Origin of the sequence: Paenibacillus sp. NPDC058898, from assembly GCF_049316025.1 — a bacterium.
In the GTDB taxonomy this organism is placed as follows: Bacteria; Bacillota; Bacilli; order Paenibacillales; family Paenibacillaceae; genus Paenibacillus_AQ.
In genome coordinates this window covers 815862-831237 of sequence record NZ_JBMOSM010000002.1, presented here as the reverse complement: position 1 = coordinate 831237, position 15376 = coordinate 815862, and the positions used below count along the sequence as shown (strand labels likewise).

At 50.0% G+C, this 15376-nt stretch carries 13 protein-coding genes and 1 riboswitch; of the genes, 12 read left to right on the top strand and 1 reads right to left on the bottom strand.

Features of this window, described 5'->3' with window-relative positions; translation table 11 throughout:
* Positions 1-174: 174 nt before the first annotated feature.
* Positions 175-1200, top strand: coding sequence for an HRDC domain-containing protein (locus ACOZB4_RS08055; protein ID WP_379407524.1), 1026 nt, complete (start codon positions 175-177; stop codon positions 1198-1200).
* Between the two features lie 79 nt (positions 1201-1279).
* Here ACOZB4_RS08055 and corA read toward each other — a convergent pair whose 3' ends face one another.
* Complete coding sequence (gene corA, locus ACOZB4_RS08050) at positions 1280-2215, bottom strand: magnesium/cobalt transporter CorA (RefSeq protein WP_379407526.1); 936 nt, start codon at positions 2213-2215, stop codon at positions 1280-1282.
* 435 nt (positions 2216-2650) lie between these two features.
* A riboswitch (SAM riboswitch) is annotated at positions 2651-2780 on the top strand.
* A gap of 133 nt (positions 2781-2913) precedes the next feature.
* On the opposite strand from corA, the gene metA reads away from it, so the two are divergent.
* The 11 genes from metA to ACOZB4_RS07995 all read left to right on the top strand — a co-directional run bounded on the left by metA (position 2914) and on the right by ACOZB4_RS07995 (position 15316).
* A complete protein-coding gene (metA, locus tag ACOZB4_RS08045) occupies positions 2914-3831 on the top strand; it encodes a homoserine O-acetyltransferase MetA (protein WP_098748553.1) in 918 nt (305 codons plus the stop codon).
* A gap of 24 nt (positions 3832-3855) precedes the next feature.
* Entirely contained in the window at positions 3856-5040 is a 1185-nt protein-coding gene (locus tag ACOZB4_RS08040) for a PLP-dependent transferase (RefSeq protein WP_379407532.1), read from the top strand.
* Positions 5037-6260: an aminotransferase class I/II-fold pyridoxal phosphate-dependent enzyme gene (locus ACOZB4_RS08035; protein WP_379407536.1), complete on the top strand. Its 1224-nt coding sequence runs from the start codon at positions 5037-5039 to the stop codon at positions 6258-6260. Before ACOZB4_RS08040 ends, ACOZB4_RS08035 begins: the two co-directional genes overlap by 4 nt.
* A gap of 165 nt (positions 6261-6425) precedes the next feature.
* The gene (gene mqnC, locus ACOZB4_RS08030) at positions 6426-7559 is read left to right on the top strand and encodes a cyclic dehypoxanthinyl futalosine synthase (RefSeq protein ID WP_015737124.1); all 1134 of its coding nucleotides are present in this window, start codon (positions 6426-6428) and stop codon (positions 7557-7559) included.
* A 198-nt stretch (positions 7560-7757) separates the two neighbouring features.
* The gene (locus ACOZB4_RS08025; RefSeq protein ID WP_339267475.1) at positions 7758-8663 is read left to right on the top strand and encodes a putative sporulation protein YtxC; all 906 of its coding nucleotides are present in this window, start codon (positions 7758-7760) and stop codon (positions 8661-8663) included.
* A 463-nt stretch (positions 8664-9126) separates the two neighbouring features.
* Positions 9127-11064 (top strand): threonine--tRNA ligase, encoded by a 1938-nt coding sequence (gene thrS, locus ACOZB4_RS08020; protein WP_379407543.1) that lies wholly within the window; start codon positions 9127-9129, stop codon positions 11062-11064.
* 105 nt (positions 11065-11169) lie between these two features.
* Complete coding sequence (locus ACOZB4_RS08015; RefSeq protein WP_379407545.1) at positions 11170-11916, top strand: 3D domain-containing protein; 747 nt, start codon at positions 11170-11172, stop codon at positions 11914-11916.
* 131 nt (positions 11917-12047) lie between these two features.
* Positions 12048-12248, top strand: coding sequence for a hypothetical protein (locus tag ACOZB4_RS08010; RefSeq protein ID WP_071222739.1), 201 nt, complete (start codon positions 12048-12050; stop codon positions 12246-12248).
* A gap of 198 nt (positions 12249-12446) precedes the next feature.
* On the top strand, positions 12447-13556 hold the full coding sequence (gene liaF / locus ACOZB4_RS08005) for a cell wall-active antibiotics response protein LiaF (protein ID WP_379407551.1): 1110 nt from the start codon (positions 12447-12449) through the stop codon (positions 13554-13556).
* Positions 13557-13561: 5 nt separating this feature from the next.
* Complete coding sequence (locus ACOZB4_RS08000; RefSeq protein ID WP_379407553.1) at positions 13562-14644, top strand: sensor histidine kinase; 1083 nt, start codon at positions 13562-13564, stop codon at positions 14642-14644.
* 18 nt (positions 14645-14662) lie between these two features.
* The gene (locus tag ACOZB4_RS07995) at positions 14663-15316 is read left to right on the top strand and encodes a response regulator (protein ID WP_076324472.1); all 654 of its coding nucleotides are present in this window, start codon (positions 14663-14665) and stop codon (positions 15314-15316) included.
* Positions 15317-15376: the final 60 nt, after the last annotated feature.

Here is a 15376-nt window from a genome sequence, read left to right as displayed (position 1 = left end):
TATATAGAGTGAATCAAAATTAGGTTGATTTTATTACAGATTATGGTATTATGATGTCAACAGTATAACGTATGGAACGGGAAGCACCTTTCTTTGTCGCTGCGGCGGAGGAGAGGTGCTTTTTTGCGTTGTTCCATCGCTGTGCTGAATGCGTAAGCGGGAGGTATTTGAGGGATGCAAATTGTGTTCATGAATCAGATGAGCGGAGCGGATGAGTCAGGTCACATCCGTTCTGCTCAAGTATGGATCGGTGAGGAAGAGGGGGGATGGCGGCTTGGCTGGCGGAACATGGAACCGGACGGTGATGTATCCGATGATGAGTGGTATGAGGGAAATTCATGGAATGAGTTATTATGCGTGTACCGACATCAATTAGCGAAGAAGCTTGGAGAGGGCTTCCGGCCGCTAGTTGAGGGGGTATTCCATGAACCGGGAGAGACTGGAGGCAAGAATCTCGGCGCTCAGAAGCTGCAGTGCTACAGTGAGCTGTATGGCTCGGAGGAGTTGTACACGGAGCTGTGTGCTTGGCGCAGAAGAAAGGCGGCCTCCGGAAGAAAAGCACCTTATTTCATTGCCAGCAATCGAGTGCTGCGTATGATTAGCGCCTTCATCCCCCAGAATGAGGAAGAGCTGCTGCAGCTTCCGGGAATCGGGGTCAGCAAGGCTTCGGAGCATGGGGCGGAGTGGCTGGAGATCACGACGAAAATCGAACGAACCACAACCTTTCCACTGGATTGGGTTTACGAGCAGCTGCAGGAAGAGGTGTTCTTGTCCTGGCTGTATAAACAGAAGGAGCAGCGATACAAGCAAGAGCTCGACCGCTTCCGATTCCGCCGTACGATGCTGATTGGGATAGCTGAGGGAGCTTCACTGGCCCAGCTGGAAGAACGCACCTCGTTATCTCGTCGGGATTTGGTTGAGGAATTGGAGGGGCTCGAGAAGGAAGGTTATGATACGGAGCAACTGCTTGAGGTTGAATTGAATACGATGACGGCTTCAGAGCAGGCAACGGTATGGAAGGCGTTTGAAGAGCTGGGCGATACGTTTCTTAAACCCGTATTACAACGGGTATATGGAGAAGGACAAGCCCGGAATGGAGAGGCAGAAGAGATTGGCGGAACGGAGAAGCTGTATGAGCGGCTGCGCCTGATACGGATTCGCTTCCGGCGGGAGGAGTCTGGCAAAGCGAACGCAGGTTAAATCCGCACAAACGAAATCAGGACGGATTCCCTTGTGGCAAGGAGATCCGTCCTGATTCTGTCTGTGGTTCTGTGGTGTTTCATATCCAGTCTTTTTTACGGAACAGGTAAAACATAAGAGCACCGGCAAAAACCATGATGCCGAGAACCACATAGTAGGAATATTTCCAGTCGAGTTCAGGCATATTTGTAAAGTTCATGCCGTAGATGCCGGTAATGAGCGTTAGCGGAATGAAGATGGTTGTAATAGCTGTAAACACACGCATAATTTCATTGGCCCGATTGGCGATACTGGATTGGTAAGCCTCTCGAAGGTTCCCCATGAGATCTCGATAAGTCTCGAATGTTTCGGAAATTTTCACGGCATTTTCATAGATGTCGCTGAAATATTTTTGCAGCTGGTCATCGATCAGCCGTAGGTCTTTTTTGTTCAGCGTATTGATAACTTCCTTCTGCGGTCCAAGTACCTTCTTAAGCCATAGGATTTCACTGCGCAGACCAATAATTTCGCTTAAGTGTGATTTTTTGGTATGCATGAGGATGTCTTCCTCCAGCTTTTCAATCCGCGCTTCAATTCGGTCCCCAACGGAGAAATAGTTGTCCGTGACGAGGTCGATCAAGAGATAGAGGAAGCGGTCAGGCGTGCTCACTTCATCCTCCCAGAGAAGCGGTTTAACGCTGCGAAGCTCGTGGATTTTTTGCTTGGTCATCGTAATAATAAAATGCCTGCCCAAGAAAACGTTCAATGCCCGAAGGAAAATTTCTTCGTCGTCAAACCGGATGCTGTTAACAACGATAAAATAGTGGTTCTCATATATTTCAATTTTTGGACGCTGCTCTTCTTCGCTGAGGCAATCCTCAACCGCAAGATCATGCAGGGAGAAGAGAGGTTGCAGTTCGGCTAAATCATCCTCGTCCGCATCCAGCCAGTAGAAGCCGCTGGCCGGAGGTGTCAGCGTCATTTCGATGTCATCAACAGGGGTAAATACGCCCGAATCGACCAACCGGATTTTCATCTGATATCACTCCTTTGTCAAATACAAGCTGCTTGGTTAAGCAGTAAAGGCACAGGATATCAGCCCACCGGTGTAGGGGCATGTCAAGGAAGGTTAGAATACGATAAAAGCGCATGAAAAATAACGCCGCCCTCTGCCGGTAGACTGATCTTAATCCTATGCGGTTGTGCGTCTTGATCTAGTTTCTGGCTCGGGTCACCGTCCATCTTCCATGTCACCTCTTTCATACTCGGTTTTCAACAGCACTTGTCTAGTATAACGCCGGGTGTAGGACCTTTCAAGTTGAAATCCGGCGCAGCCAAGGACCATGGTACAGGGTATGGAAACCTTCGGTGAAGTGTGACAAACGTTATGAAAAGGTTCTTGACGAAAAATTGGGAATGATTTAAAGTAAGTATCAATTACGAACAATTTAAGACAACTGAATAAAGCGAAATCTTATCAAGAGCAGGTGGAGGGACTAGCCCTATGAAACCCGGCAACCGGCGACAACATCGCACGGTGCTAATTCTTGCAGGAGATACGACGCTTCTTAGAAGCCGTTGTATAGTCTGACAGATGAGAGAGGCGCATTGTGATACGTATATGATGACCTTTCTCTACTTTGAGAAAGGTTTTCTTGCGTTTATACAGTCTAACGCTCTTTCTCACAGCTTTTTATGGATGTATCATTTCATATTTCGAAGGAGTGAGCCACGATGCCGATTAAAATTCCGGATGCCTTGCCGGCAAAGGAAGTTCTGGCTGGAGAAAACATTTTTGTCATGGATGAGAGTCACGCATTTCATCAGGATATCCGTCCATTGCGGATTGCTATTCTGAACTTGATGCCAACCAAGGAAACGACGGAGACCCAATTATTGCGATTGATCGGTAACTCCCCGCTCCAGGTGGATGTTGTCCTTCTTCATCCGAGTTCCCACGTTTCGAAGAATACGTCGGCTGAGCATCTGAAATCATTTTACAAAACCTTTGAAGAAGTGAAGAACCGTCGTTTTGACGGCATGATCATTACAGGAGCTCCAGTCGAGCAGTTGGAATTTGAAGAAGTGAATTACTGGAATGAGCTTACTGAAATTTTTGAATGGACCAAGACGCATGTGACCTCCACGCTCCATATTTGCTGGGCCTCGCAAGCCGGGCTTTATTATCATTACGGCGTGCCGAAATACAGCCTCGAAGAAAAATGCTTTGGCGTATTTCCACATACGATCAATGAAGCGTGTACCAAGCTGCTCCGCGGCTTTGACGAAATGTTCTTTGTTCCGCACTCCCGTCATACGGAGGTTCGGCGCGAAGACATTACAGGCATCGACGATCTGGTCATCCTGTCCGAGTCCGAGGAAGCAGGAATTTATTTAGTTTCAAGCCGGGATGGCAAGCAGATATTTGCTACAGGACATTCCGAGTATGATGCGGACTCTCTGAAATGGGAGTATGACCGGGACGCTGCCAAAGGAATGGATATCGCGCTGCCGCGCAACTATTACCCGAATGATGATCCAACAAGGACGCCTCCGTCCATATGGCGAGCGCATGCAAACTTATTATTTACTAATTGGCTCAATTACTATGTATATCAGGAAACGCCATACGATATTGGTCCGCAAATATAGAAGTATACGGGAGGAGAGTTTGTGATGGAGAAGAAACCTTTGAATATAGAGAGCCGGCTGGCACAGATCGGGTCGGTGCAAGAACCGGTAACCGGAGCCGTGAATTTTCCGATTTATCAGGCTACGGCATACCGCCATCCCAAATTAGGCCAGAGCACAGGGTTTGATTACACCCGTACGAAAAATCCCACCCGTTCGGTACTGGAGGACGCCTGCGCCGAGCTGGAATCCGGTGATGCCGGCTTTGCCTGCAGCTCGGGCATGGCTGCCCTTCAGACGATTTTTGCTTTGTTCGGTCAAGGGGATCATCTGATTGTATCGCTGGATCTGTATGGAGGGACGTACAGGCTGCTGGAGCGGATTATGTCTAAGTTCGGCGTAACGGCTACGTACGTGGATACGAATGACCTGGATGCGCTGGAAGGGGCAAGAAGGCCCAACACGAAGGCTGTATTTATCGAAACGCCGACCAATCCGCTTATGATGATTACGGATATCGAAGCCGTCTGTACGTGGGCAAGGCGCCATCAACTGATCAGCATCGTGGATAATACGCTTTTGACTCCGTATTTCCAAAGACCTATCGAGCTTGGGGCGGATATTGTCATACATAGCGCCACCAAGTATTTGGGAGGACATAACGATGTGCTGGCGGGTATCATCGTAACGAAGGGCAAGGAACTATCGGAAGAGATGGCTTTCCTTCATAATTCCATCGGCGCGGTGTTAAGCCCGACCGATTCCTATCAGCTGATGAGAGGAATGAAGACGCTTGCCCTGCGCATGGATCGGCACGAAGCGAATGCAACCGCAGTGGCAACATTTTTGACAACTCACCCAGCGATTGGCGAGGTGTATTATCCTGCCCTGCCGGATCATCCGGGACATGACATCCAGAATCGCCAATCCAGCGGCAACACCGGCATCTTCTCCTTCAAGGTGAAAGACGCCCGCTATGTGGAGCCCGTGCTGCGGCACATTAAACTGATTGCGTTCGCAGAAAGCCTGGGGGGCGTCGAATCTCTGATGACCTACCCTGCCGTACAGACCCATGCGGACATCCCGCTTGAGATTCGGGAAGCGATCGGTGTGGATGACCGCTTGCTCCGGTTCTCGGTCGGCATCGAGCATGCGGATGATCTGATCGCGGATTTGGATGCTGCACTGAGCGCAGCCATAGCCGAAGTGGAAGGGAGCACGGGAGAATGAGCATCGATAAAGGTCCATCAGGCTTGGAAACGCAAACCAAGCAGTTATCAGCAAAACGGGGACATGAAGAAGATGAACTCCGTTTCGAGACGAAACTATTGCATTTCGGCGGGGAAATCGACCGGGCAACCGGCGCTTCCAGCGTTCCGATCTATCAAGCCTCGACATTTCATCATGAGGACATCTTTAACCCGCCGCTGCACGATTACAGTCGTTCCGGCAATCCGACGAGGCAGGCGCTGGAAGAATATATCGCCCTCTTGGAGGGAGGCGTACGCGGTTTCGCTTATGCTTCCGGTATGGCGGCGATCTCCAGCTCGTTCATGCTGCTCTCCGCGGGCGATCATATGATCGTGACGGAGGATGTGTACGGCGGAACCTACCGCCTGCTAACCAGCATTTTAAGTCGTATGGGCATCGAGAGCACCTTCGTAGATATGACCGATCTGGATCAGGTGAAGGCTGCCCTCAAACCGAATACGAAAGCTGTCTATATGGAGACCCCTTCGAACCCGACTCTGAAAATTACCGACATTGGTGCCGTGACGGATTGGGCGAAGGAGCATGGACTGCTTACCCTGCTGGATAATACGTTCATGACGCCGTTTTACCAGCGCCCGATTGAATTCGGCGTGGATATCGTTATTCACAGCGCGACCAAATTCCTTGGCGGACACAGCGATGTGCTGGCAGGTCTCGCGGTAGCCAGAACCCAGGAGCTTGGAGACCAATTGAAACAGCTGCAAAATGGTTTGGGCACGGTGCTTGGGGTCCAGGATTCCTGGCTCCTTATGCGCGGCATGAAGACGCTCAGCACACGTATGGCCCACTCCGAGCAAAGTGCAGCCAAGCTGGCAGCCTGGCTGCAAGGAAGAAGCGATATTGAGCAAGTGTACTACCCTGGTCTCTTGAATCATCCGGGACGTGAGGTCCATGAGAAGCAATCAAGCGGTTATGGCGCGGTCATCTCCTTTGACGTCGGCTCAGGCGAGCGTGCCAAGCAGGTGCTGAACCATGTGAAGCTGCCGCTGGTAGCGGTCAGCCTGGGAGCTGTGGAGAGCATCTTGTCTTACCCGACGATGATGTCCCATGCAGCTATGGGCGAGAAGGTTCGGCATGAACGCGGAATTACGGATGGTTTGCTCCGTTTCTCGGTCGGACTCGAGGATGTGGACGATCTGATTGCTGATCTGGATCGGGCTTTTGCTGCAGGTTACTAAAGATTAACATGAAGTTAGGGACGTCATTTGAAGATTTGCTAAATCATAGAATTCGGCATCCTGTCACGGACGGGATGTCGTTTTTAATGCCGGATTGTGGTAGGATGAGATAGAAAAAGTTTTACTGGTGTTTGTTATTTTGCTCTAAGTAGGGAGGCTGCAAGAATGAGTGCGGTAAACCGTATATTGGATAAAGCTTTACGCGGTGAGCGTTTAAACCTCGAAGATACCGTGACGCTTTTTGAAAGTGATGAGATTGAGAAAATTGGTCATGCGGCGGATGTGATGACAAAGCGTCTGCATCCGGATCCTATCACGACATTTGTTATCGGCCGGAATATCAATTACACGAACATATGTGATGTATTCTGCCGTTTCTGTGCTTTTTATCGCCGACCGGGCTCTTCTGAGGGCTACGTTCTGCCCGATGAGACGATCTTCCAGAAGATTCAGGAAACCGAGGATGTGAACGGTACTGAAATTCTGATGCAGGGCGGAGTCAATCCGGATTTGCCTTTCAATTATTATACGGATCTGCTTCGCAATATTAAGAAGCGGTTTCCTAACATTACGATGCATTCCTTCTCCCCGGCGGAAATTATGAAGATGGTGGAGATCTCCGGGCTTACGCTCGAAGAGGTGATGCGCGAGCTTCACAGCGCGGGTCTGGACTCATTGCCTGGTGGCGGTGCAGAGATTTTGGATGATCGGATCCGCAAAAAAGTCAGCCGTCTGAAAGGCACATGGCGCCAGTGGATGGATGTCATGCAAACGGCCCATAAAGTCGGCATGAACACGACGGCTACCATGGTGATCGGCCTGGGCGAAACGATGGAAGAGCGTGCGCTACATATGCTTCGCGTGCGTGATGCGCAGGATGAATGCATTCAGAACGGTTATGATTCCAAAGGCTTCCTGGCCTTCATTCCATTTACGTTCCAGCCGGACAACACGAACCTTAAGCGTGAGCGTGAAACGCCGGAGGCGTACTTGAAGACGGTAGCCATCGGTCGCTTGGCAATCGATAACGTTCCAAATTTGCAGTCGTCCTGGGTAACGATGGGACCTGAGATCGGCAAGCTGTCACTCAGCTACGGCTGTAATGACTTTGGCAGCACGATGATGGAGGAGAACGTGGTTTCTTCCGCAGGAGCCGTGTATAAGGTCAATATTGAATCGATTATTCAATTGATCCGCGAGACCGGCAACATTCCGGCTCAACGCAACACACGGTATGATATTCTGCGCGTGTTCGAAGATAACAGCACCGTTGAGCGTGACTTCGTCATGCAGAACTAATCCTATACTTCATGAAGATCCGCAAGGCGGGCCGAGCAACTCGGTCCGCTTTTTTTATTATCTGAAAGTATAACCTTCCGAGCAGCGCGCCATTTATTAAATATTCTTTCGGACTTGCTTGTTTTTCCAAGCAGGAGTTCCGTATATCCCCGAGCGGGTCCCCATATACTGAAAAGGGAACTCGAAAGGAGTGATTCCATGGAACTGTTCAGCATTTCTGTCGGTACACGGACGGAAGACGAGAAAAAGGCGTTTCACCGTATATTGTCACACAAGCAGAAAGAGCTACATAAACAATGCAAGCAGCTGAAATTCACGTTCAGCGCTTCGGATGACCGCGTGATTTGGACGTGCTCCGGCAAGCTTCCGCTGTCCTCATGGACCGCATCGGCCGACACGCTGCGCCGGCTCACTGCCGAAGCAGTCACTGCTTATATTTTGGAAGCGAAGGAGCAGGAGATTGCTGCACGGTTAATGTTCTCGGAATTCGAGTTTGATGATGAGGAAGAAGCAGGGCGGATTCTGCAGTGGTTTTTGATGCTCCTGCAAAAAGAGGAAGGCCCGTCCGGGGACTTCTGGCAGAGCCGCAGACGCAAGCTGTCTGAAGGCATATATCAGTGCCTGAACGAGGCACCTGAGCTTAACCTGGATGGATTTATGACCTTCCGGCTTCAGTCCTACGAACAGGAGCTCCGCGAGATGGCGGAGTATGCAGTGGATGAATTTATGCTTGATCAGCAGTACGAGGAGTTCGTCAGCCTGCTGAAATATTTTGTTTATTTTCAGGAGCCCAAAATGCCGCTGGTACACGTCATTCATAAGGGGGAGGAAGATTTTCTGCTGCTGGATGGCAATCTTCGCCCGATTGAACGTCCTCGAGATGAAGGACTCGTTATGGAAAGGCTGGACCAGGATATGGAGATTGAAGATATGGTGGTCAGTACGCTGATTTCGGTATCTCCGGCCCGCATGATTATCCACACGAGACAGCCTGAGCTTCCCGTCATTGTGACATTGGCCCACATCTTTGATAACCGCGCCGAAGTATGTTGCAGTTGTCCGGAATGCAGTGCGCTTCTCGGAAGCGGACGAATGATGACTTGACGCACCGAAGCGGTGAGGATTATAATTACTGATAAATTCACGTAAAAGCTCTGACAAAGACATGAATCAATCCGGATTTGACCGCTCAGAGAGAGGAACCTCGGCTGCAATTTCCTCCGGTTCGCCATTGATTTACCCCTTTGTAGCTGTGTCGTCGAACCCGCACATCATGATGAATGCGGATGAGTAGGCTTCACCGGTTCATGACCGTTACTCAATGCTGATGAAGGATCTTAATCAATTATGTACCCGGTACATAAGCTGAGGGAGAGATCGAATTAGGGTGGAACCACGGGTATAACACTCGTCCCTTCGCGGGACGGGTGTTTTTTGCATGTTCCGGTATCTTTCGTTGAAGTCCAGGCGGTACCGAGCGGTCCATGCCTGGAGTTCGCGGGGAGACTAACGCGTCCTTCATATATGGAAGAAACGTGAAATTCTTTTTTCTTGGGAGGAATACAAGGTGGCTATTAGCATTAAATTGCCTGACGGCTCCGTACGGGAGTATGAGGCGGGCAGCAGTATTGAGGATGTGGCTGCGTCGATCAGCAGCGGACTTAGAAAGAATGCGGTCGCGGGAAAAATGGACGGGATTGTTGTGGATCTCTCGACACCGCTTCAGGACGGAGCTTTGATCGAGATCGTAACCCAGGATACGCCTGAAGGGCTTGAAGTGATGCGCCACAGTACAGCGCATTTGCTGGCTCAGGCAACCAAACGTTTGTATGGAGCGAAAGAAGTAAAGCTGGGCGTGGGTCCGGTCATTGAGGACGGCTTCTACTATGATATGGATCTGGAAGAGCCTTTGAATCCGGAGGACCTGCAGAAGATCGAGAAGGAAATGGAACGCATTATCGGCGAGAATCTTCCGATTGTCCGCAAGGAAGTGAGCCGTGCGGAAGCACTGCGCATCTTTGGCGAGCTTGGGGATCCGTACAAGCTGGAACTAATCAATGCCCTGCCTGAGGATAGCGTTATCACGATCTATGAGCAAGGCGAATTCTTTGATCTCTGTCGTGGACCGCACGTCCCTTCAACCGGCAAGATCAAAGTGTTCAAACTTATGAATGTGGCAGGCGCATACTGGCGCGGCGACAGCAAGAACAAAATGCTTCAGCGCGTTTACGGTACGGCGTTCGTGAAAAAAGCGCAGCTCGATGAGCATCTTCACCTGCTTGAGGAAGCCAAGAAGCGCGATCATCGTAAGCTGGGCAAGGAATTGCAAATGTTTACGTTCTCGCAGCTCGTTGGACAAGGCCTGCCGATCTGGCTGCCAAACGGCGCGAAATTGCGCCGTACCCTAGAGCGTTATATCGTGGACATGGAGGAGCGCCTTGGTTACCAGCACGTGTACACGCCTGTCCTCGGAAACGTGGAGCTGTACAAAACGTCCGGTCACTGGGAGCACTATCAGGAAGATATGTTTCCGAAAATGGAGATGGACAACGAGGAGCTTGTCCTTCGTCCGATGAACTGTCCTCACCATATGATGGTATATAAGAGCGATATGCACAGCTACCGGGATCTGCCGATCCGTATTGCTGAGCTTGGCATGCAGCACCGTTATGAAATGTCCGGTGCACTGACTGGCTTGCATCGCGTGCGCGCAATGACGTTGAACGACTCGCATATTTTCTGCCGTCCGGATCAGATTAAGGAAGAGTTTGCACGAGTTATTCAGCTAATCATGACCGTCTACAAGGACTTTGGCATCCATGACTATCGCTTCCGCCTTTCTTACCGGGGTCCGCAGGATACCGAGAAGTACTTCCAGAACGATGAAATGTGGGAAATGTCCCAGCGTATGCTGCGCGAAGTCGTCGAGAGCCTGGACATGCCGTTCTATGAGGCCGAAGGCGAAGCTGCCTTCTACGGTCCGAAGCTCGACGTTCAGATTCGTACGGCTCTAGGCAAGGAAGAGACGCTGTCAACCGTTCAGCTCGACTTCCTGCTGCCTGAGCGCTTTGAGCTGGAATACGTCGGCGACGATGGCCAGAAGCATCGTCCGGTCGTTATCCACCGCGGTATTCTGGGCACGATGGAGCGCTTTACTGCTTTCTTGCTTGAGAATTTTGCAGGTGCGCTGCCGCTGTGGCTGTCACCGGTACAGGTTAAAGTCATTCCGGTTTCCAATGCCTTTGAAGACTATGCCAAGGAAGTGGCCGAGAAGCTTCAATTCGCCGGTATCTCTGTCGAGTCGGATCTTCGCAACGAGAAGATGGGCTACAAGATTCGGGAAGCCCAGCTCGAGAAGATTCCTTACATGTTCATCGTTGGCGAGAACGAGAAAAACGCGGGTGCGGTTTCCGTTCGCAAACGCGGCGAAGGGGACATCGGTGCCCAGCCGCTGGACGAGATCATCCTCAAGCTTCGTGAAGAAATTAACACCCACGTCGTTTAAGTTTAGCTATAAAGCTTAAGTAACGAAGGGACATGCAAACCTCTGCCATCACGTATATTCTATTCGGGAAGTGGGAACCCTCGCTAGTAAGGGGGAGGTATTCACATGATCCAATGGAAAAAGTGGCAGAGGTTTTTTGCTGGTTTTATTTTATCAGCCGTCTTGTTTAGTGCAGGTTCTTCAATGGTAGAAGCATACAATCTGATTCTAAGCGAATCCTATGATTCAACAGACTTCAGAAATGTGTATGATCCGGCCGGGGAAATTCAAGGCTCCGATTACGTGGAAATGTCTCGCTTCTATGCGCTTCGTGTAGCAGGTTTTAGCGATATGAATAGATACTTGGAAGTTCCGAATACGGGGCCTAAGGCCAGAAAGCCTGGGAAGAAACGCGAATCCATGCCTGTGCTTGCGCCGAGGGAGGACCAGGTGCTGCATACGGTGAAGGTAACCGCTACAGGGTATACGGCAGGTTATGAATCGACCGGAAAGAAGCCGGGACATCCTCAATATGGAATCACCTACTCCGGGGTGAAGGTTAAGCGGGACCGAAATATGGTATCTACGATTGCCGCGGATCCGAATGTATTCCCGCTTGGCAGTATTCTCTATATACCGGGCTATGGTTATGGAATCGTAGCGGATATCGGTTCTGCGATCAAAGGGCAAAAAATCGATCTTTACTTCTCCACAACCAAACAAGTGTTTAAGGAGTGGGGGAAGAAGGACGTCGAGGTACAGGTTATTAAAACCGGAAGCGGCAAATGCACGGAAGAAATGCTGAGAACCCTGGATAACGCGATTGAAACCTATCGTTTCCTGCCTTCATCTGTTTTGGAGGAAGCCATTTAGGATGATTTTGGCGTGTAGATTGGCAGTAAACATTTAAGAATAATGCCAACCTGTTCATCACATACTACTTTTCGGGGGCTAAACCCCTGAAGAGGATGATGGTATTGCATATGAACAGGGAGGTGAATACTGTGGCTAAAAAGAACAAGGTACAAGAAAACTTTAAAACACCGAATGAAAAGTTTAACGCTGAGTTTGCTGAAGATACCAGCATAGCCAGCAATCCAAAAGGGAATTCCAAGGTTCAGGAGAACTACAAAAAACCGAACGAGAAGTTTGACGCTGAGTTTGGCGAACTGAACACACCAGGGGACCATTCTGCAAACCGTTAAGGCGTAGATGTCAGCGCCCGTTCGTGCCAAATAAGACCTCCGCTTTAGCGGGGGTCTTTTATTATGGTTTAATTTCCATTTTTATCCATGGACTCAGTCCCAAGACTGAGATCAACTTCATTCCACCGCCGCTAACCTGTTCAATGCAATATGTTGTACACTATAGTTAAGAAAAAAATAGAACTGGAAGGCAAGGGGATGACCATGAGTAGAAAAGGATGGAGCCAGCTTAGCAACGGTTTGCTGCTCATCGGTATTGGTGTGGTGTTTCTTCTAAATCAGCTCGATATGATACATGCGGATCTTGGTTATATATTCTCGACCTTTTGGCCGGTGTTCATCATCTGGTTCGGCCTGCAAAGCTTAATTTATGCACGTGGAGGAGCACTATGGGGCTCCGTTGTGCCAATCATAATCGGATCGTACTTTCTTGGAAGAAACCTGGATTTGATTGACTTCTCATTCGGCGATCTGATCAAGTATGCGATTCCGATTATCCTGATTGGGTTTGGATTGCAGGTTATTTTTAAACCGAAACCTCATACGCCGCCGCCATCACCGCCAAGTCCGGATGACTTCAGCTCGCATCAGCGCGACGATTACAACATTCCCGATCCGCCTGAAGCGCGTCCGCTTGATTCTTCCCTGGATGAAGAATTCGAACGGAGATTTGGCAAGCCAGACAAGGCTGACAAGACTGGAAATATCCTGCCCGATCCTGAACTAGAATCACCGGATTTTCATGAGCCGGGCAAGGGGTACCGCTGGCAGGGACAGCATCATGAACGCCAGCGCCAGGACCGTCAAGATCGCAGCCGGTTCAGAGTTCATGTTGATTTTGACGATAACGGCAAAAGCTACAGCGACGGATCGGATTATAAGGATGAACAGCACCACCACCACCATCATCAATCTTGGCACAGCCATGATGCGGTGAACAAGTCCTCTTTTATCGGGGACGTGCATATGGGGAAAGATTATTTTCAGCTGAAGCCGACAAATATCTCGCAGTTCATCGGTGATACGGTGCTGGATCTGACTAAAGCCCAAATCCCTTACGGTGAAACGAAAATCAACATCTCGGCGTTTATCGGGGATGTCAAAGTATTCGTTCCAAATGATTCGGATGTCGGCATTCATGTCACGACCAACTCCTTCATCGGCGATATGAAGGTGCTGGAGGAAAGCCGCAGCGGCTTTATGAGCAATGCCGGTCTGGAAAGCCCGCATTATAGGGAAGCAGGTAAGAAAATTCGAATCACCGTTAGCGTATTTATCGGTGATGTCAAAGTGAATAGGGTAGGATAACCGTTATGATGGGAATATTGAAAAATACCAAATGGGTGATACTGTTTTACTTTCTGTTGATTGGAGCCGGGGTTGCTGTTTTCCTGTATACAGCAAATCAATCCGGCTACATACATATTGAAGATAACCGGCTGTGGGTGTATTACACAGTCGGTGTACTTCTGTTTACGGGGATTGCGGGATACATTGCGGGACAGCGCATCCAGCGACCGCTGGACCTGCTTCATCTGAACATGCTGCAGGTTGCCAAAGGAAATCTGAACGTGCGACTGCCAGCCATGGAAGACGGTTCTTTTGCCAGAGTTTACGATGAGTTTAACGGAATGACAGAAGCGCTGGAGAAGAAGATGAAGCTGCTGCAGCGCCTGGGTGAGCAGGATGTCATTGAGAAAGAGATTGCTGCGGAAGCCGCGGTGCTGGAGGAACGACGCCGGATGGCAAGGGACCTGCATGATACGGTCAGTCAGCAGCTGTTCGCGATCCATATGTCGGCTTCATCGCTCCCGGCGGTTTTGAAGAGAAACCCGGAGCAGGGCGATAAAGTGCTTGGCCAGTTGATTGAGATGTCTCACGTGGCGCAGAAGCAGATGCGTGCGCTAATTGCACAGCTTCGGCCTGTTGAACTGGAAGGAAGAACCCTAGAGGAGGCACTCGAACGGTGGTTCCCGGATTACTGTCGCCAAAATGGCCTAAAGGGCATGAAGGATGTGGAACTTTACGGCGGAGTGTCGGATGCAATTGAGCATCAGCTGTTCCTGATTATACAGGAAGCAGTAGCTAATATTGTAAAACATGCCGGTGCAAGCCTCGTCAGCATGTCGCTTCGTGAGGATCAGAAACGCGTTATTTTAAGCATTAGCGACGATGGGATTGGGTTTGACGAGGTGGCAGGCAAGCAGGGTTCATACGGGCTGTCCACGATGCGTGAGCGAGCCGAAAAGCTTGGTGGGCAGGTCGATATTATAAGTAAAAAGGGTGCAGGGACAACAGTTCGCGTGAATATTCCGCTGTTTGAGGCCGAGGGTAATCAGGGACCGACTACGGAAAAGAGCAAGGATCAGGAAGTACTGGCTGAGCCAGTGGAATAGAGAGGGGACAACATCATTATGGGAACGATTCGGATATTGCTGGCGGATGATCATGATATGGTTCGGATGGGATTAAAAACGTATTTGTCACTGGACCCGGGATTTGAAGTGATCGGAGAGGCCGCAAACGGCCAAGAGGTCGTTGATATGTTAAGAAATGGGGATGAGGCAGACCGGCCTGATCTCATTCTTATGGATCTGATGATGCCGGTGATGAACGGGGCAGAGACCACACGTGCGGTCATGTCCGAGTTTCCGGACCAGAAGATCGTGATTCTGACCAGCTTTCTCGAAGACGAGCTTGTGGTTGAGTGCATTGAAGCGGGGGCTGTTAGTTATGTACTGAAGACTGTTTCGGCCGACGAGCTCATTTACGCTCTTCAGGGAGCGTTCAGGGGTATGCCGGTCATGACCAAAGACGTGTCGGAAGCACTCACCCGCGGGATCCGCCGACATATGGTGAACGGCGATGATTCCGGGCTTACCGAGCGCGAGAAGGAAGTTTTGCTGCTCATTGCCGAAGGCAAGAGCAACAAAGATATCGGCGAAGAGCTGCATATCAGCATTAAAACGGTCAAAACCCATGTCAGCAATCTGCTGATGAAGTGTGAGCTGGAAGACCGCACGCAATTGGCGATTTATGCCCACCGTAAGGGATGGGTCAAAATGTAGCGACTTCACTCGGATTAGATTCCTTTGACGCGGCCTTAGCTTTCTTTTTATCTGCCTTTT

What these genes read in the sequence shown, in the direction of transcription:
- ACOZB4_RS08035 (WP_379407536.1), top strand. Translation starts at nt 5,037, where the DNA reads ATGAGCATCGATAAAGGTCCATCAGGCTTGGAAACGCAAACCAAGCAG.
- ACOZB4_RS08000 (WP_379407553.1), top strand. Translation starts at nt 13,562, where the DNA reads ATGATGGGAATATTGAAAAATACCAAATGGGTGATACTGTTTTACTTT.
- ACOZB4_RS08055 (WP_379407524.1), top strand. Translation starts at nt 175, where the DNA reads ATGCAAATTGTGTTCATGAATCAGATGAGCGGAGCGGATGAGTCAGGT.
- mqnC (WP_015737124.1), top strand. Translation starts at nt 6,426, where the DNA reads ATGAGTGCGGTAAACCGTATATTGGATAAAGCTTTACGCGGTGAGCGT.
- metA (WP_098748553.1), top strand. Translation starts at nt 2,914, where the DNA reads ATGCCGATTAAAATTCCGGATGCCTTGCCGGCAAAGGAAGTTCTGGCT.
- ACOZB4_RS07995 (WP_076324472.1), top strand. Translation starts at nt 14,663, where the DNA reads ATGGGAACGATTCGGATATTGCTGGCGGATGATCATGATATGGTTCGG.
- corA (WP_379407526.1), bottom strand. Translation starts at nt 2,215, where the DNA reads ATGAAAATCCGGTTGGTCGATTCGGGCGTATTTACCCCTGTTGATGAC.
- liaF (WP_379407551.1), top strand. Translation starts at nt 12,447, where the DNA reads ATGACCATGAGTAGAAAAGGATGGAGCCAGCTTAGCAACGGTTTGCTG.
- ACOZB4_RS08025 (WP_339267475.1), top strand. Translation starts at nt 7,758, where the DNA reads ATGGAACTGTTCAGCATTTCTGTCGGTACACGGACGGAAGACGAGAAA.
- ACOZB4_RS08015 (WP_379407545.1), top strand. Translation starts at nt 11,170, where the DNA reads ATGATCCAATGGAAAAAGTGGCAGAGGTTTTTTGCTGGTTTTATTTTA.
- ACOZB4_RS08040 (WP_379407532.1), top strand. Translation starts at nt 3,856, where the DNA reads ATGGAGAAGAAACCTTTGAATATAGAGAGCCGGCTGGCACAGATCGGG.